This is a genomic window from uncultured Chitinophaga sp. (genome assembly GCF_937874145.1).
In the GTDB taxonomy this organism is placed as follows: domain Bacteria; phylum Bacteroidota; class Bacteroidia; order Chitinophagales; family Chitinophagaceae; genus Chitinophaga.
This window is the reverse complement of the sequence record NZ_CALNBI010000338.1, coordinates 1-21427: the sequence shown is the minus strand read 5'-3', so window position 1 is coordinate 21427 and position 21427 is coordinate 1. Positions and strand designations below refer to the sequence as shown.

Annotated in this window: 16 protein-coding genes and 1 pseudogene; 13 read left to right on the top strand and 4 right to left on the bottom strand. The window is 56.6% G+C overall.

Annotation, left to right across the window (positions count from 1 at the left end; all coding sequences use genetic code 11):
• Positions 1-328, bottom strand: a 328-nt coding sequence (locus Q0510_RS24885) for an ArdC family protein (RefSeq protein WP_366941012.1), incomplete at its 3' end; no start/stop codon positions are given.
• Between Q0510_RS24885 and Q0510_RS16770 the strand changes: the two genes are divergently transcribed.
• The 11 genes and pseudogenes from Q0510_RS16770 to Q0510_RS16720 all read left to right on the top strand — a co-directional run bounded on the left by Q0510_RS16770 (position 305) and on the right by Q0510_RS16720 (position 16719).
• Positions 305-1381 (top strand): HAMP domain-containing sensor histidine kinase, encoded by a 1077-nt coding sequence (locus tag Q0510_RS16770; RefSeq protein ID WP_366941011.1) that lies wholly within the window; start codon positions 305-307, stop codon positions 1379-1381. The two genes, Q0510_RS24885 and Q0510_RS16770, sit on opposite strands and share 24 nt — an antisense overlap.
• Positions 1382-1449: 68 nt before the next feature.
• Entirely contained in the window at positions 1450-2712 is a 1263-nt protein-coding gene (locus tag Q0510_RS16765; protein WP_298714376.1) for a TolC family protein, read from the top strand.
• Entirely contained in the window at positions 2712-3809 is a 1098-nt protein-coding gene (locus Q0510_RS16760; RefSeq protein WP_298714373.1) for an efflux RND transporter periplasmic adaptor subunit, read from the top strand. Before Q0510_RS16765 ends, Q0510_RS16760 begins: the two co-directional genes overlap by 1 nt.
• A 4-nt stretch (positions 3810-3813) precedes the next feature.
• Positions 3814-6915 (top strand): CusA/CzcA family heavy metal efflux RND transporter, encoded by a 3102-nt coding sequence (locus Q0510_RS16755; protein WP_298714370.1) that lies wholly within the window; start codon positions 3814-3816, stop codon positions 6913-6915.
• Between the two features lie 203 nt (positions 6916-7118).
• Positions 7119-7721: an RNA polymerase sigma factor gene (locus tag Q0510_RS16750; protein WP_298714367.1), complete on the top strand. Its 603-nt coding sequence runs from the start codon at positions 7119-7121 to the stop codon at positions 7719-7721.
• 47 nt (positions 7722-7768) lie between these two features.
• Positions 7769-8914 carry a FecR family protein gene (locus Q0510_RS16745; RefSeq protein ID WP_298714364.1) on the top strand — a complete coding sequence of 382 codons (1146 nt, stop codon included), beginning with the start codon at positions 7769-7771 and terminating at the stop codon, positions 8912-8914.
• Positions 8915-9045: 131 nt separating this feature from the next.
• Positions 9046-12453: a TonB-dependent receptor gene (locus tag Q0510_RS16740; RefSeq protein ID WP_298714361.1), complete on the top strand. Its 3408-nt coding sequence runs from the start codon at positions 9046-9048 to the stop codon at positions 12451-12453.
• Positions 12454-12476: 23 nt separating this feature from the next.
• Positions 12477-14330 carry a RagB/SusD family nutrient uptake outer membrane protein gene (locus Q0510_RS16735; protein WP_298714358.1) on the top strand — a complete coding sequence of 618 codons (1854 nt, stop codon included), beginning with the start codon at positions 12477-12479 and terminating at the stop codon, positions 14328-14330.
• A pseudogene (locus tag Q0510_RS16730) lies at positions 14278-14948 on the top strand (DUF4959 domain-containing protein); the annotation flags it as partial. The gene Q0510_RS16735 and the pseudogene Q0510_RS16730, both read left to right, overlap by 53 nt.
• A gap of 147 nt (positions 14949-15095) precedes the next feature.
• Positions 15096-15509 (top strand): DUF5000 domain-containing lipoprotein, encoded by a 414-nt coding sequence (locus Q0510_RS16725; RefSeq protein ID WP_366941013.1) that lies wholly within the window; start codon positions 15096-15098, stop codon positions 15507-15509.
• Positions 15510-15531: 22 nt separating this feature from the next.
• A complete protein-coding gene (locus tag Q0510_RS16720) occupies positions 15532-16719 on the top strand; it encodes a DUF4998 domain-containing protein (RefSeq protein WP_298714352.1) in 1188 nt (395 codons plus the stop codon).
• Positions 16720-16792: 73 nt separating this feature from the next.
• Here Q0510_RS16720 and Q0510_RS16715 read toward each other — a convergent pair whose 3' ends face one another.
• The gene (locus tag Q0510_RS16715; protein ID WP_298714349.1) at positions 16793-18001 is read right to left on the bottom strand and encodes a serine hydrolase; all 1209 of its coding nucleotides are present in this window, start codon (positions 17999-18001) and stop codon (positions 16793-16795) included.
• Between the two features lie 248 nt (positions 18002-18249).
• Between Q0510_RS16715 and serA the strand changes: the two genes are divergently transcribed.
• Complete coding sequence (serA, locus tag Q0510_RS16710; protein WP_298714346.1) at positions 18250-19488, top strand: phosphoglycerate dehydrogenase; 1239 nt, start codon at positions 18250-18252, stop codon at positions 19486-19488.
• Between the two features lie 151 nt (positions 19489-19639).
• A complete protein-coding gene (locus tag Q0510_RS16705) occupies positions 19640-19996 on the top strand; it encodes a DUF4260 domain-containing protein (protein ID WP_298714344.1) in 357 nt (118 codons plus the stop codon).
• Between the two features lie 70 nt (positions 19997-20066).
• On the opposite strand, the gene Q0510_RS16700 is transcribed toward Q0510_RS16705, so the two are convergent.
• Both Q0510_RS16700 and Q0510_RS16695 read right to left on the bottom strand, forming a co-directional pair.
• A complete protein-coding gene (locus Q0510_RS16700) occupies positions 20067-20462 on the bottom strand; it encodes a hypothetical protein (RefSeq protein WP_298714341.1) in 396 nt (131 codons plus the stop codon).
• A gap of 135 nt (positions 20463-20597) precedes the next feature.
• On the bottom strand, positions 20598-21427 hold an 830-nt coding region (locus Q0510_RS16695; RefSeq protein WP_298714339.1), incomplete at its 5' end, for a gliding motility-associated C-terminal domain-containing protein.

Sequence of the window (21427 nt, the reverse complement as noted above, 5' to 3'; positions counted from 1 at the left end):
AATACTGCCGCGAGGTCGCGGCGTTTCGCGGCATGGCAAGCGGCGCTTTCGCCGCAGTCCCCCAAGGCTGGACCCAGGGAAGCCGTCCTTCCTCCAGCTCGGCGATGATCTCGCCGGTGATGTCGTCGTAAAGATTGCTGCGCGCGCCATCGGCAGCGTGATCATCGAAAACGACCAGGTGCAGATCGGGCTGCTGCGGAAGCTGGACAAAACCACGTTCCAGGACCTGTACCAGGAAACGATCCTCGTGTACAGCGACAACTACGACCTGCTGTACACCAACGTCAGCGACACGGCGCTGCGCATGCCGCGGACACTGCTGGACCACATCAAAAAGAACGGCTCCTACATCCGCAACGAACCAGAAGGGGAGCTGGCGGGCATTTATTATACGGAAGACAACATCAGCGTGCTGGTGCTCGTGTCTTCCTTCGATAAATACGGTTTCCAAAACCTGCAGAACCTGCGGCGCATCCTGTTCCTGGAGCTCGTGGTGGGCGTGGTGCTGCTCGTGGGCGTGGGGTATTTCTTCGCAAGGAAGATGGTGCAACCGATCGACCGGCTCGTAGAGCAGGCCGATTCCATCAACGCCAATAATTTGCAAGATACGCGGGTGGATATCAAGGGCAGCGACGAGATCGCGCAGCTGGGCGCCAACTTCAACACCATGCTGCAGCGGCTCAGCCATTCCTTCGATTTACAGAAGAGTTTCGTGAGCAACGCCAGCCACGAACTGCGGACCCCGCTGGCGGCGATCATCAGCCAATTGCAGGTGACGCTGGCCAAGGAGCGCAGCGGTGCGGAATATGAAACCGTTTTGCAATCTGTGCTGGAAGACGCGGAGGGATTGTCGGAATTGACGAACGGGTTGTCGCAACTGGCGCAGTCGGAAATGAACCGGGCGGAATTCGCGTTCACGCCGGTGCGGGTGGACGAATTGTTATGGGATACGGCGGATTTCGTGCGGCGGAAATGGAAATCCGTAGGGAAGGTGGATATACAGTTTTTACGGGAGCCGGAGCAGGACGAGATGATCACCTGCCACGGGAACGAGGCGTTGTTGCGCATCCTGTTCATCAACCTGCTGGATAATGCCTGCAAGTTTTCGGAAGACGCTTCGGCGCGGGTGATCCTCGATTTTAACGACAAGTACATACTCGTACATATGAAAGACCGCGGGCCGGGGATTCCGGCTTCGGAACAGGAAAAGATCTTCGAGCCCTTTTACCGCGGCACAAACGCACAGCAGGTGCGGGGGCATGGCCTGGGCTTATCCATCTGCCGCCGCATCACCGACCTGCACGACGGGCGGCTGAGCGTGTTCTCCGTTCCCGGGGAAGGCAGCACATTCACGGTGCAGTTGCCGCACATCGTAGCTTAATGTTGTTTTTAAGGACTTTTTAATTCGCTTTAAAGGCGGGTTTAATCCCCGTGCGGGAGCTTTGCATCATGAAAAGGCTCCTCGTTCTCCCGTTTATTTTTTTCCTGACCATGCAGGGATATTCCCAGGAAGCCCGCAGGCTGACGCTTGCGCAGGCCGAAGGGGAATTCCTGCAGCGCAACTTCCGGCTGCTGGCCGAACGGTACCGCGTCAACGCCGCGGAGGCGCTGGTGGAGCAGGCGAAGAAATGGGACAACCCCACGCTCTCAGGGACGTTAGGCTTCGGTTCCCTGGACAAGGTGCAGCCTTTTCACATCGGCGGCGGCGGACAGCTTGAAGGTGAAGTGGAACAGATCATACAGATGGCAGGCAAACGCAACAAGCAAGTGCAGTTGGCAAGGTGGAACGCAGCAGCGTCTGCTGCCGCTTTCTCTGAACTCATGCGCACGCTCCGGCTGGAGCTGCGCAGCAGTTACTACCAGTTATACTTTTTGCAGGAGTCTGAAAAAACGCTCCGCGACCAGCTCGCCAACCTCCAGCGCATCCTGGAAGCTTACCGCAGCGCGGATGCCAGCGGGAGCGTGGCGCATGCCGATGTGATCCGGCTGCAAGCCCTGCAGGTAGGGATCGCCAATGATTATTCGGACCTGCGCCAGCAGGAAATGGAAGCTTCCCTGCGCCTGCAGCTCCTGGTGGGTAGCCGCGAGCCCGTAACGCCCGTGGCTGATCCGGATGTGCTGCAACGATATAAAATGGGTGCATATAACCTTCAATCCCTCACGGACACCGCCTTCGCCAACCGGCCCGATCTCATGGTAGCCGGGCACCAGCTGGAAGCGGCGAAGATGAACCAGCGCTTGCAGAAAGCGCTGGCGGTTCCGGATCTTCACCTGGGCGCGGCGTACGACCGAAAAGGGAGTTACATCGATAATTTCATCGGGTTGAAAGTAGGGGTGGACCTCCCGCTCTGGAACCGCAACCAGGGCAATATCCGCGCCTCCGCGCAGGAAGTAAAGGCGCAGGCGGCGGAAGTAGACCTGCAGCAACTCACCATCGCCGCCGAAGTGGCGCACGCATTGGATAAGATACAGTTCCTGGAAAAGGGGACGGAATGGCCCGACCTTAAATCCTTCAACGCCGAATATACCCAGCTGATCGAACAGGTGGCGGCCAATTTCCGGAAAGGGAATATCTCGCTGCTGCAATTCATCGATTACTTCAACAGCTACAGCGAGCACATCCTGCACGCGAATAAATTCCTCAGCGACCGCGTCCTGGCTTACGAAGAACTGAACTACACCACCGGCACGCAATTATTCAACCACCAGTAATGAAACGCATGAAACCATACACGCTTCCCCTGCTGATCGCCGCCGCCGCGGCTGCTTTCGGCGGTTGCCGGCAATCCATGGCGGAAGACACCGACAAAACGACCTTCGCGCTCAGCGATACCATGCTGGCCTCCATCCGGATCGACACCACGGCCATCCGCCCCGTGGAAAGCGAACTGCGCCTCTCCGGCAAAGTGACGCCGGATCTCGGTAAAGTCCTCAAACTGTATCCCATCGTGAGCGGTTACGTGAAAGATATTAAAGTGCAGCTGGGCGATTATGTGAAGAAAGGACAGGTCATCGCCGTGATCCAGAGCGGCGAGATCGCCGATTACGACAAACAGCTGGCCGACGCCAATTCCGACCTGGCCATCGCCGAAAAGAGCCTCAAGGTAGCGCAGGACCTTTACCAGAGCCAGCTGGCCACGGAAAAGGACGTGCTCAACGCGGAAGAAGAGCGCAACAAAGCCCGGGCGGAGATCGGCAGGCTGCATGAACTGATGCGGCTCTACCGCAAAGGCAGCGGCTCCACATCCATCGTAACCGCCCCCATCAATGGATATATCATCGAAAAGAATATCAACAACGGCATGGAAATGCGGGCGGATAACAGCGCGCACATGTTCACCATCTCCGAGCTCGACGAAGTCTGGATCATGGCCAATGTTTTCGAAACGGATATTGCCCGGGTGAAAGAAGGCTATCCGGCCGACATCACCACCATCAGCTATCCCGACAAAATCTTCCACGGGCAGATAGATAAAGTGTACAACGTGCTCGACCCGGAAACGAAGACCATGCAGGTGAGGATCCGCCTCAGCAACGAAGGCATGCTCCTCAAACCCGAGATGTTCGCCACCGTATTGCTCAAGTACCGCGACGGCAGCGAAATGCCCGCCATTCCCAGCTCGGCCGTCATCTTCGACAAGGGGAAGAACTTCGTGATGGTGTTCCGCGACCGGTACAATATCGATACCCGCGAGGTATCCGTATCCAAATCACTGAACACCGTTTCCTACATCAGCCGTGGCCTCCAGCCGGGGGAGCGGGTTATTTCCAAAAACCAGCTGCTCATTTACGACGCACTGAACGAATAGACGCATGAACAAATTCATCAGAAATATAGTCGGGTTCTCGCTCCGGAACAGGTTCTTCGTGTTCTTTATGCTGGCGGTGCTCACCATCAGCGGCGTGGCGGCCTACCTGCATACGCCCATCGAAACCTTCCCGGACGTGACCAACACGCAGATCGTGATCGTAGCGCAATGGAACGGGCGCAGCGAGGCGGAAGTAGAACGGTTCGTGACCACACCCATCGAGATCGCCATGAACGGCGTGCAGAAGAAAACCAGCGTACGCTCCACCACCATGTTCGGGTTGTCGGTCATCAAAGTGATGTTCGAAGACGAAGTGGAGGACTTCTTCGCCCGGCAGCAGGTCAATAACATGCTCATGAACATTTCCCTGCCGGAGGGCGTGGAACCCGAGGTGCAACCGCCGTACGGGCCTACCGGGGAAGTGTACCGGTATTGGCTGAAAAGCCCGCACCGCGATTCCCGCAGCCTGCTCACCTATCAGAACTGGGTGATCGACCGGCAGCTGCGCAGCGTGCCCGGCGTGGCGGATGTTGTCGCCTTCGGCGGACAGGAAAAAATTTACGAGATCACCGCCGATCCCATCAAACTCGCGAAGTACGACATTACGCCGCTGGAATTGTACCATGCCGCTTCGCAAAGCAACATCAACGTCGGCGGCGATGTGATCGAGAAAAACGGCCAGGCGTACGTGGTGCGCGGCATCGGGCTGCTCGACAACATCGAAGACATCGGGAACATCATCATCGAAAACATCGACGGAACGCCCATCCTCGTCAAAAACGTAGCCAGTGTGCGCGAGGCATCGCTGCCGCGCGTAGGTCAGGCCGGGCTGGACGATATGGACGATATCGTGGAAGGGATCGTGGTGATGCGGAAAGGGGAGAACACCACCGAAGTGCTCGCCCGGATCAAAGACAAAGTGAAGGAACTGAACGAAAAAGTGCTGCCATCCGATATCAGGATGGAAACCTTCTACGACCGCGACGTGCTCATGGATTACTGCACCACTACGGTGATGCACAACCTCCTGGAAGGGATCGTGTTCGTAACGGTGATCGTGTTCATCTTCATGGCCGACTGGCGGACCACCCTCATCGTGGGCATCGTGATCCCGCTGGCGTTGCTCTTCGCTTTCATCTGCCTCAAGCTCAAAGGCATGAGCGCCAACCTGCTCAGCATGGGCGCCATCGACTTCGGGATCATCATCGACGGGGCGGTCGTCATGGTCGAGGGCATATTCGTGATGCTCGATCACAAGGCCAAACATTTCGGGATGGAGAAATTCAACCGGATGGCGAAACTGGGCTGGATCAAGAAAACGGGCGGCGAACTTGGCAAGGCGGTGTTCTTCTCCAAGCTGATCATCATCGTATCGCTGGTGCCGATCTTTTCTTTCCAGAAAGTGGAAGGGAAGATGTTCTCGCCGCTGGCCTGGACGCTGGGCTTCGCGCTGCTGGGCGCCTTGCTGTTTACGCTCACGCTTGTACCGGTGCTGACATCTATCTTACTGAATAAAAACGTCCGCGAGCGCCACAATCCCGTGGTGAACTTCGTGAACCGCATCGTGATGGCGGGTTTCAACTGGACGTTCGCACATAAGAAACTATCACTTTTACTGGCGGTATTGTTCATGGGGATCAGCTTCGGCTCCGCGAAATTTCTAGGCTCAGAGTTTCTCCCGCAGCTCAATGAAGGGGCGCTGTGGGTGGAGGCGAAGCTCCCCATGAGCATGTCGCTCAACGAGACCAATGAATTCGTCCGCAAGTTCCGGCAGGAGCTGCGCAGCTTCCCGGAGGTGAACAGCGTACTGTCGCAAACGGGCCGGTCCAACGACGGCACGGACCCCAGCGGGTTTTATTACGCGCAGTGCCAGGTGAACCTCAAGCCCAAATCCGAATGGAAGCGCAAGATCACGCAGGAGCAGCTGGTGGAGGAAATGGATAAGAAGCTCCGGCAATACCAGGGCATCGTATACAATTATTCCCAGCCCATCATCGACAAGGTGGCGGAAGCCGTGGCGGGGATCAATGCCAGCAACGCGGTGAAGATCTACGGGGAAGACCTCGAAGAGCTGGACCGTATCGCCAACCAGGTGATGGCGCAAATGACAGGCGTGAAGGGTATCCGGGACATGGGCATCCTGCGCAACATCGGCCAGCCGGAGATGATCGTGCGGCTGAGCGATACCAAGATGGCGCAGTATGGTGTGAAGACGGCTGATGCGCAGGCGGTGATCGAAATGGCGATAGGCGGGAAGACGGCCACGCAGCTCTATGAAGGCGAGCGCAAATTCGACGTGCGGGTGCGGTACGACGCCGATTACCGGAAAGACGAAGAAGACCTCCGCAACCTTATGGTGCCCACGATGGACGGCAAGAAGATTCCCCTGAAAGAAATCGCCTCCGTCTATACACAAACCGGCCCGGCATTTATCTACCGCGATAATTCCCGGCGCTACATCGGGGTGAAGTTCTCCGTCCGCGACCGCGACCTTGGCAGCACGGTGGCGGAAGCGCAGAGCAGGGTGAACAAAGCCATCCAGCTGCCCAAGGGATATTCCATCAGCTGGACGGGCGAGTTCGAGAACCAGGAGCGGGCCACGAAGCGCCTCGGGCAGGTAGTGCCTGTCAGCCTGGTGGCGATCTTCATCATCCTGTTCATAATGATGGGCAGCGTGAAAGACGCTGGGCTGATCCTGATGAACGTACCGTTTGCGCTGATCGGGGGCATCCTCGCACTGCATGCCACGGGCATCAACTTCGGAATATCGGCAGGGGTGGGCTTCATCGCATTGTTCGGGATATGTATCCAGAACGGGGTGATCCTGATATCGGTATTCCACAAAAACCTCCAGGCCCGCATGCCGCTCAACGACGCTATCCGCCGCGGCGTGGAGGAAAGGATCAGGCCGGTAGTGATGACCGCCCTCATGGCCGCGATAGGGCTTATCCCGGCGGCGGTGAGCACCGGCATCGGGTCGGAGACGCAAAAGCCGCTGGCGGTAGTGGTGATCGGCGGGCTGATCACCGCCACGGTGCTGACGCTGCTCGTCTTCCCGCTTATTTTCTACTCCGCATACCGGAAACGTTATGCCAAAGCGATGTAATCAGTTATAGGTTTTAGTTCGCATAACAGGTTGATAGAAAACACCGGCGGGTCTCCTCCGCCAGTTACACAATCCTCTCCGCCCTGCCGCATAAGAGCCAACGCAGGGCGGATTTATTTTGTTAAAATACTATTACATAAAGAGAAGAAAAGGCACACCCGGTATGGGTGATCCGCACTAAATTGGGGCTTGTATCCCCAGTGATGGACACGTCAACCAAACAAGAACAGCAATTACTGATACGGTTATCGGAGGGAGAAGGCGCAGCATTCGCCGCTATATTCCACGAATACAAAGACCGTGTTTACGCTACGGCCCTCCGGCTGATGGGCAACCACACCCATGCGGAGGAAATCGTACAGGACGTTTTTATGAAGATCTGGCTCAACCGCCAGGCGCTCCCGCAGGTCACCCATTTCCGCGCATACCTCTTCACCACCGCCCGCAACCACATTTTCAACACCCTGAAGCAATATGCCCGCGAGCGTACCGGCGATCTGTCGGCCGTGGAGCCCGCCTGCAAGGGCACCGAAGAGAAGGTGCTGGGCCGCGACCTGGAACGGATGCTTCAACACGCCGTGCGCCAGCTGCCTCCGCAGCAGGAACGCGTGTACCATCTCAGCAAGGTGGAGGGCCGCCCCAGGCATGAAGTGGCGGACCTGCTGCAATTATCGCCCGAAACCGTGAAAGTACACCTCGCCCGCGCCATGCGGTCCATCCGTGAATACTGCACCGCCCGAATGGATGTTCCCCACCTGGTGATCCTCTCCGCTACCGCAACGGAAATATTTTTTCTGTTCGGGTAACCCATTCATTTTTCCAGATTGTCTCATTTACAACAAGCAAGCATTGCATGAAAGCTTCGAGATTCGCGCATTTATTTCAAAGGTACCAATCGGGCCAGTCTACGCCGGAAGAGGAACGGGAGTTCCTGGAGATGGTGGCGGCTGCCGACCGGGATGAGGAATTGAAGGAAGCGATCTCGGAAATGCTGGCCGAAGAGCCCGCCGCCGGGCTGCGCATGCCGGAAGAAAGTTCCGCCGCCGTGCTGGAAAAGATACTGGAAGATGCGCCCCGCCGCCGCAGCAAGACCCGTTACTTCGTATGGGCCGCCGTGGCCGCAGGTATAGTGGTGCTCCTGGGCATAGGGCTACTGCTGCAAACCAAGACAGGCGGCGCCGGCGGTAATGATATCGCCCAAAACACCATCAGCCCCGGGAAAGAGCGTGCGGTACTCGTGCTGGACGATGGCCGGGAGATCGACCTGGAACGCTCCGGCAAAGGCGCCATCGGCGTTCAACAAGGATTACAGGCGCAATTGAGCGGCAACACCCTGCAATACGACACCACCGCTGCGGAACAACCCACCTTCAACACCATCCGCACGCCCCGCGGCGGACAATACCGCGTAGTGCTGCCCGATGGATCGAAGGTCTGGCTCAACGCCGCTTCCTCCATCCGCTTCCCGACCGTGTTCAAGGCGGCGGAGAGAAAAGTGGAAGTGGAAGGCGAAGTATATTTCGAAGTGGCCCCGCGCCCGGAGCAGCCCTTCATCGTAAAAGCCGGCGAAATGCAGGTGCAGGTAACCGGAACCCATTTTAATATCATGGCCTACCCGGACGAAGACAATATAGAAACCACGCTCCTGGAAGGCGGCGTGCGCGTCAGCAGCAACGGATCAGAAGCGCGGCTCACGCCCGGCCTGCAGGCGGTACTGGCACGCAACACCCAAAACATCAAAGTAAGGAAGGCCGATACCGACCGCGTAGTCGCCTGGAAGGAGGGACGGTTCGAATTCCGCGGCAACATCAGCGGCATCATGCGCCAGATCGCAAGATGGTACGATGTGCAGGTGGTGTTTAAGGGAGATGTGGAAGGCAGGAATTTCGGGGGCGCCATTTCCAGGACCGAAAAAATCGAAGATGTGCTGAAAATGCTGGAAATGACCGGCAGCATACAATTTGAGATCAACAATAACACCGTAACAGTAATGCCTTGATTACCTAACATGAGTACGTAATAGAATTTCACAACAAGCAACCACGAAGGAGAACTGGAAAACCTTTGCCTGTGACGACAGGCCTGGAATTCTCTTGCCTCCGCATTCCTGCAACCAAAATTCATTTCACAATGCAACGATTACGCTTCCCTACGAAGGCGTTGCTATGGCTGTGCTTTGTCCTGACCCTCGGATTCCACGCGAAGGCCCATGCGCAGCAGGTAACGATCCACGTTAAAAATTCATCGCTGGAAGAGGTGATGAAACAGATCCGGCAGCAGACCGGCTTCCTGTTCGTCTACGACCTCGACATGCTGGCGGACGCCCGCAGCGTAACGGCCGATATCAAGGCCGCCCCGCTCGAACAAGCCCTCCGCCAGGTGTTCGCCTCACAACCCTTCGCCTTCTCCATCGTAGATAAAACGGTGGTCCTGAAGAAGAAAACCGGCAATACCCCGCCGCCCGCCGGCGATGCCCGGTACGTGAAACTGCGCGGCATCGTGTCCGACGAAAGCGGGCAGGTGTTGCCCGGCGTCACCGTCCACAACAAATCCAATAAAGCCAACGCCCTCACCGACGCGCTCGGCACCTTCACCATAGATGCCGAAAAAGGCGACTCGCTCATTTTCACCATGATCGGGATGCAAACGCTGGTGGAAGTGTTATACGAACTGAAGCCCCTGAAGATCGTGCTCAAACAAAAAGTCTCGGAAGTCGGGGAAGTGGTGGTGGTAGCCTACGGCACACAGAAGAAAAGCAGCCTCGTGAGCGCGGTGACCGCCATCAACCCCAAAGAGCTCAAAGGCCCCACCAGCAACTTGACCACCATGCTCGCAGGGCGCCTCAGCGGGGTGATCTCCTACCAGCGCAGCGGCGAGCCCGGGAAAGACAACGCCAGCTTCTTCATCCGCGGCATCACCACCTTCGGCACCGGCAAGGTAGACCCGCTCATCCTCATCGACGGGATGGAGTCCACCACCACCGACCTGGCCCGCCTGCAGCCCGACGATATCTCCGGCTTCTCCATCCTCAAAGACGCCACCGCCTCCAGCCTATACGGCGCACGCGGCGCCAACGGCGTAGTGCTCGTGACCACCAAGAGCGGGGTAGAAGGGAAGACGAAGTTCAACGTCCGTTTCGAGAACTCCGTATCCACCAACACGCGAAATTTCAAGTTCGCGGATAACATCACCTATATGAAACTGGCCAATGAAGCCGTTTCTACCCGCGACCCGCTGGGCGAGCAGCCCTATTCCCAGGAAAAAATCGAAAAGACGGCGGCCGGCGCCGATCCGCTCATGTATCCCAACAACGACTGGATCGACCAGCTCATCAAGGATTACACGAACAATCAGCGCCTCAACTTCTCCATGAACGGCGGCGGGAAAATTGCACAATATTATATCGCCGGGACGTACAACATCGACAACGGAGTGCTGAAAGTCGACAAGCTCAACAACTTCAACAGCAACATCAAACTGCGGAACTATTCCATCCGTTCCAACATCAATATCAACCTGACGCCCACCACGACGGGCATCGTGCGTACCTACGGGCAGTTCGATGATTACAACGGTCCCATCGGCGGCGGCGCAACCCGCTTCAACCAGGCGGTATGGGCCAACCCGGTGGATTTCCCGGCGGTCTACCCCAAAGAATACGCCCCCGAGCTGAGCCACCCGCTCTTCGGCAGCGCGGTGATGCGGGGATATTCTTCCGGCCTCGGCAATGGCAGCAACCTGTTCTTCAATCCCTATGCCTTATCCGTTTCGGGTTACCAGCAATATAATACTTCCAACCTGCTGGCGCAACTGGAGCTGAAGCAGGATTTCAAATTCATTACGCCCGGGCTGAGCGCCCGCATCATGGCATATACCGAACGGTACGCCTACTTTGAAGTATCGCGCGGGTATTCGCCTTATTACTACAAGCTCGTGCCCGGCGTGCAGGGCGAGAAACCCAGGCTGGTGTCGCTGAACAATAACGGTACGGAATACCTGAATTACAGTCCCAGCGACAAAACCACCGCTACCACATCCTATCTCGAAGCGGCCGCCACCTATGCCCGTTCTGTAGGCAAGCACTCCGTTTCCGGGATGGTGATCGGGATATTCCGGGGTTACCTCGCGGGTAACGGGAGAACGTTGCAAACTTCCCTGCCGCACCGCAACCAGGGCGTGAGCGGGCGCTTTACATATGACTACGATGACCGTTACCTGCTGGAGGCCAACTTCGGGTATAACGGGTCGGAGCGTTTCGCTGAAACGCACCGTTACGGTTTCTTTCCCTCCATCGGCGCGGCCTGGAACGTGTACCAGGAGAAGTTCTTCGAGCCGTATGCGCACCTGGTCGACAAGCTGAAGCTGCGCGGCACTTTCGGGCTGGTAGGCAACGACCAGATCGGGCGGGACGAAGACCGGTTCTTTTACCTGTCTGACATGAACATGAACGACGGCGGCAAATCTTCGTTTTTCGGGGAGAAGTACGGTGTCGCCTATCCGGGTGTTTCGGTACGCAGGTACGAAAACCGCGCCATTACCTGGGAGCGTTCCAAGAAAGCGAACATCGGTATTGAGCTGGGCGTGTTAAATTCATTGAATATCGTGGCGGATGCGTTCATGGAGCACCGGTCCAACATCCTCATGACGCGCAGCACGCTTCCTTCCACACTGGGACTGAATGCCCCGATCAGCGCGAATGTCGGCGAGGCGGAAGGCAAGGGCGTCGACCTTTCCATCGATTACACCCGCACCTTCAAAAACGGGCTTTGGCTCCAGGCGCGCGGCACGTTCACCTACGCCACCAACAAGCTGCTGGTAAACGAAGAGCCCAAATACAAGGAAGATTACCGCTACCGCGTAGGGCATTCGCTGAACCAGGTCTGGGGCTATGTGGCGGAGCGCCTGTTCGTGGATGAACAGGAAGTATCCAACTCACCGACCCAGAACTTCGGGCAGCGGGTGTATGGCGGCGATATCAAGTACCACGACGTAAACCGCGACGGCGTCATCAATTCCGCCGACCAGGTGCCCATCGGGCTGCCGACGGTACCGGAGATCACGTATGGATTTGGATCATCGCTGGGATGGAAGAACGTTGATTTCAGCTTCTTCTTCCAGGGATCGGCGCGTTCCAGCTTCTGGATCGATTCCTACATCACGTCACCATTCGTACAGAACGGCGGCGGGCAGCACGGGTTGCTGCAGGTAATCGCCGGGGACCACTGGAGCGAAAACGACCGAAACCTCTATGCATTCTGGCCCAGGCTCAGCAATTATTTCGTTGTCAACAATTACCAGTCGTCCACCTGGTGGATGCGCAGCGGCGACTTCCTCCGCCTCAAAACGGTGGAGCTGGGATATACGTTGCCCGACAGGTTGCAGAAACGCTTCAAGATGGTCAACACCCGCGTATATGCCAACGCCATGAACCTCTTCACGATCAGCAAATTCAAATTGTGGGATGTGGAAATGGGCGGTAACGGACTGGGGTACCCGGTACAGCGCGTCATAAACCTCGGCCTGAACGTCGGCTTTTAAATGGTGATTTAAAACGGTAAGAAATGAAAAGATTACTATACATAGCAGCACTGTTCCTGACAGTGGCCACCGGCTGCAAGAGCTTCCTGGATGTGGTGCCCGACAACGTGCCCACGATCAACAACGCCTTTACCATGCGGCAGGAAGCCATCAAATACCTTGGCACCTGCTACAGCTACATGCCCTCCAGCTCAGAACCAGGAGGCAACCCGGCATTGCTCGCAGGCGACGAATACTGGCAGATACGGCCTTACGTTGCGTCGGAGGAGCCCTGGCAGATCGCGATGGGCTTCATCTCGCCGTCGACCGTGTACATGTACGAATGGGAGCACTACTACCGCGCCCTCCGCGATTGCAACATCTTCCTCGAAAACGTCGGCAAAGTGGTAGACCTCGCAGACTATGAGCGAATCCGCTGGGTAGGAGAGGTGAAGTTCCTCAAAGCCTACTATCACTGGCAGCTGTTCCTCCGATACGGTCCCATCCCGCTCGTGGAAAAGAACCTACCCATCGACGGCAACCATGCAGAATACAAGGTATACCGCGCCCCGGTGGATTCCGTTATCAATTACATCTCCAACCTGATGATGGAAGCCGCTGCTACCTTGCCTTATGAGATAGCCGACCGCTCCACCGAAATGGGAAGGGTAACGGCCGCCGCCGCGCTGAGCATCCGCGCGAAAGTGCTGGTTACCGCCGCCAGCCCGCTCTTCAACGGCAACCCCGATCATGCGGGTGCCGGTAAAGGCGAACGGTCCATCTTCGCTACCACCTACGATCCTAAAAAATGGGAGCGCGCCGTTGCGGCTTGCGATACCGCCATCAAGGCCTGTGCCCGCGGCCGCCATTTGCTCTACCAGTTTTCTGAACTGGGCATTTCGCTGTCGCCGGCGATGACCACGCAGATGAGCCTGCGCAATGCCATGTGCGAAGACTGGAACCGGGAAATCATCCTCGGCAACTCCCAATCCCGCACGTATTCCCTGCAAACGGCTACCATGCCCCGCCTGGATCCCAACCGCCTGGCCAACGAATCCGTGTCCGGCGCGCTGGCGCCTACCATGAAGATGGCGGAGATGTTTTATTCCGAGCACGGCGTTCCCATCCAGGAAGATATCGCCTGGGATTATCCCAACCGTTTCAAGCTGCGCAAAGCGGTGGCGGCGGAAAATGAATTCATTTACGAAGGATACACCACCGTTGGCCTGCACTACAACCGCGAGCCCCGTTTCTACGCCAGCCTGGGTTTCGACGGCGGCATATGGCTCATGAAAAATGCTACTTACCATATTGAAAACAAAGCCGGCCAATGGCAGAGCCGCAAGAACATTTACGACAATAACGTCACCGGCTATTACGCCAAGAAAGTCATCAGCTGGAAGAATGAGATCCAGCCCGAGCACCGCATTTCCGTGGAATCCTATTCCTGGCCCGAAATGCGGCTGGCAGACCTGTACCTCCTGTACGCCGAAGCCCTCAACGAAGTGAACGGTCCCAATCCCACGTCCATCGAATACGTCGATTATATCCGCACCAGGGCGGGCATCCCGGGCGTGGTGGAAGCGTGGACCAACTGGTCGCGCGTGCCCAACAAGTTCACCACGAAAGAAGGCCTGCGCCAGATCATCCAGCAGGAAAGGCTGAACGAGCTGGCATTCGAAGGGCATCGCTTCTGGGACCTCCGCCGCTGGAAACGCTCCATCGATGAGCTCAACAAACCCATCATGGGATGGGATATGGTGCAGGAAAAGCCGGAATTCTATTACCGCCCGCGCCTCTTGTACCGCCAGAGCTTCCAGATGCGCGACTACCTCTGGCCCCTTCATGAAAACGATCTCCTCGTCAACGAAAACCTGGTGCAAAACCCGGGATGGTAATCACTCAAAACAGCTGATCATGAAAAAACTATATTACCTGCTGGCGACGGCGATATTGGCAGCAGGATGCGGGAAAGACGGCCACGACCCTGTGAACCCCGCCGGCGCGCCCCCCGGGCGCGTATCCAACGTGCAGGTGCAAAACATCAACGGCGCGGCGCGCATTTCCTACAGCCTGCCCGAAAACAAAGACCTGCTCTACGTCAAAGCCGTGTACGAGCCCCGCGCCGGCGTTTCCCGGGAAGTGAAAAGCAGCTTCTACAACAACTTCCTGGTAGTCGACGGATTCGGCGATACCCGCAAACATACCGTGAAGCTGTATGCCGTTTCGCGCAGCGAAGTGCAGTCCGAACCGGTGGAAGTAGTGGTGGAGCCGAAGACGCCGCCGGTTAAACTGATCCGCAACAGCTTCGTCATCCGCGAAGATTTCGGCGGCATCAACGTATCATTCACCAATGAAACAAAAGCGGAAGTCGCCATCATCGTCATGACCCCGGATTCCACCGGTGCGATGAAAGAAGCGAACGTCCGCTACACGAAAGCGCCAACGGCAGCTATTCCCTCCGCGGATACGATGCGGAAGCCAGGGAGTTCCGGCTGTTCGTGCGCGACCAGTACGGCAATTACAGCGATACGCTCGCCGGCAACTGGGTCCCCATCTACGAACGCCGCCTGGATATTTCCAAATTCAGGGAAGTGATCCTCCCGGGCGATGTGCCCTTCGGCTGGTTCGTATATCCCATTCCCAACCTCTGGAACGGCACCATGTGGCACTCGGCCGACAAATTCGACGGCATGCCCATGTGGTTCACCTTCGACATGGGCGTAGTGGCGCAGCTGAGCCGCATCTCCATGTGGCAAAGGCCCAACGAATGGCTGTATATGCAGAACAACGTGCGCAAGTTTGAAGTCTGGGGCATGGCCACCACGCCACCGGCAGACGGCAGCTGGACGGGCTGGGAAAAACTGGTGGAACATACCCTCGTGAAACCCTCCGGGCTGCCAGTGGGCCAGCTCTCGCAGGAAGACCGGGATAAAGGCGCGGAAGGCGAGCACATGGATGTTCCCGTCAGCATGCCTAAAGTGCGGTACATCCGTATTAAAATCCTCCGTACCTGGACCGATGGCGGTTATGCGGCCAACATCCAGGAAATGAGATTCTTCGGCAACGACCGATAAAACCTGAAAAACGACTATCATCATGCGATATTATATCATGCTGTTGCTGGCGGTGCTGGCCATCGCCGCCTGCCGGAAGCAAGACGATTACAAGCGGTACATCAGCGAAGGGGAGCTGCTCTATACCGGCCGCGCGGATTCGATGCGGATACATCCCGGCCGCAACCGGGTGCAGGTGTCCTGGCTGCTGATCGCCGATCCGAAAGTGAAGACGAGCAAGCTTTACTGGAATAACCGGAAAGATTCGGCCATCATCCCCATCAACCGTACCAAAGGTATAGACACCATACGGTATGTGATCGACGGGCTCGATGAGAGAACGTACGAATTTGAAGTCGTGAACGTGGACCACGACGGCAACCTGTCGATGGTAACCCGCAAATCCGGCGTGGCTTACGGGGAATTGTATGAAACATCCCTGTTGAACCGCGCCTACGAAGCCGTGGACCTGCGGCCCGGTAAAGCGGTTGTGAGATGGAACGACGTGGATTCCGCCGACGGCATCCATTCCATCCAGCTGCAATACACCAATACGTACGGCTCCCTGCGAGACACGATCGTGAAAAGCGTCTCCGAGTTCATGCAAACGGAGTTGCCCGACATTTCGCCCAATACCGAGCTGCGCTTCCGCACCCGTTACCTGCCCGACTCCCTGGCCATCGATACCTTCCTGACCGCCTGGACGCCCTTCGCCATTGGAGATATCGAGTTCACCCAGGAGTATGTCAAAAATCCCGGGAAACCATTCCAGCGGGCATCGGAGGGCAGCGACCGGTTCGCGCAGCTGGCCGACTGGCTGACGAACGACGAAGCGAAGCGCAACGGCACCACCGACGAAATGAACGGGGCGGATAAGCGCTACCTTACCCTTTGGATTTGGGGCAACGGTACGATCATTAACGGCAAGATCTGGCAGACGATCACGCTGCCCAGGGGAACTTTCCGAATGGAAGCATTTCAGCAGAATGCGGACGGCACCCTGCAGGCCACGTACTTTACGGTAACCGCCGGCAACAGCCTGCCTGACGTGGAACAGATCGGCACGGCCCTCGCATCCAAGAAACTGACGGACAACAGCGACAATCACCACGCCGTTGAATTTACATTACAGCAGCCCACAGCGGTGAGCCTGGGTTTTGTGGGCACGTTCATCGATCCCATTTACCAGACCTTGCGCATCGAACAGGTGAAGCTTTTCCATATCAGGTAACGAACGCGGCAAATGCAAAAACGCCCCCGGCCATTCAGCCGGGGGCGTTGCTATTATAAAAAATACAGGAGGATTATTCTTCGCCGGCTTCTTCACCATCGCCATGCCCGAGGATCTGGCGGAGAGGGCGCACGGCTTGATAAATACCGCGGTTGTAGCGGTTACCGAGGATCACCACGGTGGTGGTATCGTGGACGAAGCGGTAGAACACGGTGTTGTTGCCATGCCACCAGCCGTTGTGGTATACGATGTTGCGGGTACTGTCGGGGTAGGTCATAAGGCGCCAGCCAAGGCCGTAGTTGCGGATGCCGGGCTTTTCGTTGGAGTAGGGCTTGTAGGCTTCCGCGAGGGTTTCGGGCTTGAAGAGCTTGCCGGAATAGATGGCCTGGTCCCACTTGAGCATGTCCTGCACGGTGGAGTAGATGCCCTTGTCGCCCACCACGCCGTCGAAGCTGTTATCGGGCTCGGCGCGCCAACTGGAAAGGTGGGAAACGGTCTGGCCCGTGCGCGGAGCGGCGGTAGGGTCTGCCACGAAGGTGTGGGTCATTTCCAGGGGGCCGAAGAAGGTTTGCTGGAGATAATCCGCGTATTTCTGGCCGCTGACTTTTTCGATGATGGCGGCGAGGATGAGGTAATTGGTATTGCAGTAGTTGAAGTGCCTGTCGGGCTGGTATTGCGAAGCCGGTTTATGGACGATCATCATGTTGATGACTTCTTCGTTGGTGAGGAAGTGTGATTTGTCTTTATTGAGGCTGTCGCAGAAGTAGAGGTAGTTGGGCAGGCCGCTCCGGTGGTTGAGGAGGGTGCGCACGGTTACGCCGAGATAGGGGAAATCGGGCCACCATTTGGTGACTGGGTCTTCCAGCGAGAGTTTCCCTCTTTCCACGAGCGATAGCAGGGCCATGCCGGTAAAAGTTTTGGAGACGGACGCGAGCTGGAAAGAGGAGGAGTCCGTGACGGGCACTTTGGACACATGGCTTTCGAGGCCCTGGTAGTGTTCGTAGAGGATGACGCCTTTTTTGGCCACCAGTACGGCGCCGCTGAAGGAGGAAGGGGACAGGCGGTGCTTGACGAGATCCGCCACTTCCCGGCTGATCCGCTGGTTGCGGGGATCCGCTAAGATAGCCTTGGCCTCGGATTCACTGAGGCCCAAAGTGTATTCGGATGTGTGTTCGGCCGGAGCCTTCTTTTCTTCTTTCCGGTGTGCGGAGCTGCTGTTGCAGCCGGAATATATAAATAAGCCAGATACGGCCACTAACACGATTGCCTTCGACCCGTTCATTAGTATTGCTGCTGAAATAATGGTTTTGAATGCTGAAATCTTAACAATTTTCATGCCCGAGATGGCACAAACGGCGAAAATAATTTAAAAACTACGAATTCAAAGGGGCTTTTTTTGCGTTATATCGAATTCAGACAGCCAGTTATTTGATTTCTCCTCAAACTGGACTAGGTTTGTGCCACTTTTTAATGACAAATCACATCCGTGAATGTCATAGTATTGTAATCAGCAGATATATATCCATCACCATGAGCCAAAAGAAATTAACGAGTTACCCAAAAGAAAAGATCAATATCCTTTTGCTGGAAAACATCAGTGACGCCGCGGTAGCAGAATTTAAGGACGCAGGTTATGTGAACACCCGCAAGATCACCGGCGCCCTGAGCGAAGAGGATCTGATCCGCGAAGTGAAAGACGTCCATCTGCTGGGCATCCGTTCCAAGACGCAGGTAACCGCCAAAGTACTCGCCGCCGCCAAAAAGCTCCAGGGCATCGGCTGCTTTTGTATCGGCACCAACCAGGTAGACCTGAAAAGCGCCACCGAGCATGGCGTGGCCGTATTCAACGCCCCGTATTCCAACACCCGCTCGGTAGCGGAACTCGTGATCGGCCTGTCTATCATGCTGATCCGCCGCATCCCCGACAAGAACATCGCCGCCCATAAAGGCGTTTGGATGAAGGAAGCCACCGGCAGCTACGAGCTCCGCGGCAAAACCATCGGGATCGTAGGCTACGGCAACATCGGGAGCCAGGTGAGCGTGCTCGCCGAAGCCCTCGGCATGAACGTCCTCTATTACGATGTGGAAACCAAGCTGCCCATGGGCAACGCTTCCCAGATCCGGACCATCAAAGACCTCTTCTCCCAGTCAGACATCATCTCCCTCCACGTGCCGTCCAACCGCAGCACAACGGACATGATCAATAAAGAAACCCTTAGCTACGTGAAAAAAGGCGCCATTTTCATCAACTACGCCCGTGGCGAAGTAGTGGTACTGGAAGACCTCCGCGAGGCCCTTGAAAATGGACAGCTCTCCGGCGCGGCGATCGACGTATTCCCCGTGGAGCCCGAGAAAAACGGCGCCGCCTTCAGCACCCCGCTGCAGGGCCTGGCTAACGTGATCCTCACCCCGCACATTGGCGGCAGCACCGAAGAAGCCCAGCACAACATCGGCCTCGACGTGTCGTCCAAAATGCTGAACTACCTCGAAAAAGGCGCCAGCTTCGGCTCCCATACCGTGCCAGCCATCAGCGTGCCCGCCATCGAGAACACGCATCGCATACTGCACATCCACAAAAACGTGCCGGGCGTACTGAGCGAGATCAACAGCGCACTGTCGTCCAAAAACATCAATATCGTGGGCCAGTACCTCAAAACCAACGAACAGATCGGTTACGTGGTGCTGGACGTGGATTCCAAACTCTCCCAGGAAGCATTCGCCCTCCTGAAAGACGTGAACCATACCATCAAAACCCGGATGCTCTACTAAAACCATCCGGCACAGCATACCAGGCCCCCGGTTTACGCCGGGGGCTTTTTGTTGCAAATTACCTGCGATTATCACGAATTGGTAAAATAGCCCGGCAGCCAGACTAGATAAGGGAAGAATACTCACCTTTGCGGCTTATTACGACAACTCTATGTCCAAATTGCTGAAACTGGAGGAAGTGGCGATGTTCCTGCTCGCCATGCTGATGTTTGAACAACAGTGTACGATTTCGTGGTGGTGGTTTTTCGGCTGCCTGTTATTGCCCGATATCAGCATGCTGGGGTACCTGGCCAACGCCCGCGCCGGCGCCGCGCTCTATAATCTCTTCCATCACAAAGGCTTTGCGCTGCTGCTCTATTTTACCGGCACCTGGTTCGCTTACGAACCACTCGCCTTTGCAGGGATCATCCTCTTCGCGCATTCCTCGCTCGACCGCGCCTTCGGCTACGGCCTGAAGCTTGTGACCGGCTTCCAGGATACGCACCTGGGCCGTATCGGCAAAGACTGACCCTCCCGCATAACGGATCGCAGCCACCCCCCGGGCCACCGCCCGGCGGATCAGGACGTTATTTCCCCGCCTACTTTACATAAATGGAATCGATATAACCTTCCGGGGTGTTGTTGAAGAAACGGAAGTATCTGGGACCGGGATCACCGATGGCCAGGGAGAACATATGATCGCGGTTTCCGGCGCCATGGCTGCAATCGGGCGTTTGCACGTCGCGGCCGGCCAGGCTGGATATCACCAGCGTATCGCCGTAGGTGATGGAATGCAACAGGGCGATGTCTTCGCAGGGGCCGGCTACCACCGTCACTTTAAGGCTTACCGTTTCGCCCCGCATAATGGTGTCGGGGCCTTCCATGGCAGTAACCACCAGCTGGCGGACGGTCCTTTCCGTCTCCGTTTCCTTTTCACAACTCCATAACGCGAATATCGCGGCAACGGCAAGGCCGGGCAGAAAGGTTTTCTTCATCAGGTTGCAATTCTTCCTAAATATAAAAACTATTTACCATAAAACATGCTCCGTTTTACAACACGGAAGCTGCATTAAAAAGAAGAAGGCCGCCCGGAAGGACGGCCTTTTCTATTCATATAATCCTGTCAAAAATTAACGTATTACGGTCACATCGCCCTTGATGATGAAGGCCGGGCCGGCGGCGACTTTCTTGTAAGTCAGCCACCATACGAATGTGCCCACATCCACAGGGATGCCTTTGTAGCGGCCGTCCCATCCTTTGTACTGGTCTTTGCTCATGAACACGAGCTCGCCCCAGCGGTTGTAGATGCGTAATTCGTAGTCATACATCGGGCCTCTCAGTACGGGGCGGAACACGTCGTTCTTACCGTCGCCGTTGGGCGAGAAGGCGTTGGGCACTTCGGGTTTGCTGTCGCACTCCTTCACATCGATGGTGATTTCGTCTGTAGTGCTGCCGCAATCGTTGAAGGCGGTCACGGAGTATGTTCCCGGTTCGCTCACTTCGATGTAGGAAGTGGTGGCTCCGTTGCTCCAGAGGTAGCGGCTTGCGTTGGTCGCATTGGCTTTCAGCTGGTAGCGGCGGCCTTTACAGATGATCGTGTCGTTGCCAAGGTTCAGCTGCGGCGGGCCGGCGATGCTTACCTTGATGCTGTCGGTCTTGTAGCGGTCGCAAACCCTGTCGAGCACGCCGAGCACATATGTACCGGGCTGGCTGATGGTTTTCACCGGGTTCAGGTCGCCGTCGTTCCAGCGGTAAACATTCACGTCCGGATGCCTTGCGTCTACCAGGATGCTGCTGCCGGGGCACATGTAGCGGTCCGGGCCCAGTTCCAGTTTGATGTCGGGGCGCTCGGTCACCCGCACGGCTTCCTTCACGATGCAATTATCCCTGTACACTGCCACCTGGTAGTTGCCCGCCCTGCTCACTACAATGGAGTTGCCGGTTTCGCCGGTGGCCCACT

Bases quoted from the DNA above. Each gene is read 5' to 3' on its own strand.
- Q0510_RS16705 (WP_298714344.1), top strand. From the start codon at position 19,640: ATGTCCAAATTGCTGAAACTGGAGGAAGTGGCGATGTTCCTGCTCGCC.
- Q0510_RS16770 (WP_366941011.1), top strand. From the start codon at position 305: ATGCCGCGGACACTGCTGGACCACATCAAAAAGAACGGCTCCTACATC.
- serA (WP_298714346.1), top strand. From the start codon at position 18,250: ATGAGCCAAAAGAAATTAACGAGTTACCCAAAAGAAAAGATCAATATC.
- Q0510_RS16700 (WP_298714341.1), bottom strand. From the start codon at position 20,462: ATGAAGAAAACCTTTCTGCCCGGCCTTGCCGTTGCCGCGATATTCGCG.
- Q0510_RS16765 (WP_298714376.1), top strand. From the start codon at position 1,450: ATGAAAAGGCTCCTCGTTCTCCCGTTTATTTTTTTCCTGACCATGCAG.
- Q0510_RS16725 (WP_366941013.1), top strand. From the start codon at position 15,096: ATGTGGCACTCGGCCGACAAATTCGACGGCATGCCCATGTGGTTCACC.
- Q0510_RS16750 (WP_298714367.1), top strand. From the start codon at position 7,119: ATGGACACGTCAACCAAACAAGAACAGCAATTACTGATACGGTTATCG.
- Q0510_RS16740 (WP_298714361.1), top strand. From the start codon at position 9,046: ATGCAACGATTACGCTTCCCTACGAAGGCGTTGCTATGGCTGTGCTTT.
- Q0510_RS16720 (WP_298714352.1), top strand. From the start codon at position 15,532: ATGCGATATTATATCATGCTGTTGCTGGCGGTGCTGGCCATCGCCGCC.
- Q0510_RS16755 (WP_298714370.1), top strand. From the start codon at position 3,814: ATGAACAAATTCATCAGAAATATAGTCGGGTTCTCGCTCCGGAACAGG.
- Q0510_RS16745 (WP_298714364.1), top strand. From the start codon at position 7,769: ATGAAAGCTTCGAGATTCGCGCATTTATTTCAAAGGTACCAATCGGGC.
- Q0510_RS16735 (WP_298714358.1), top strand. From the start codon at position 12,477: ATGAAAAGATTACTATACATAGCAGCACTGTTCCTGACAGTGGCCACC.
- Q0510_RS16760 (WP_298714373.1), top strand. From the start codon at position 2,712: ATGAAACGCATGAAACCATACACGCTTCCCCTGCTGATCGCCGCCGCC.
- Q0510_RS16715 (WP_298714349.1), bottom strand. From the start codon at position 18,001: ATGAACGGGTCGAAGGCAATCGTGTTAGTGGCCGTATCTGGCTTATTT.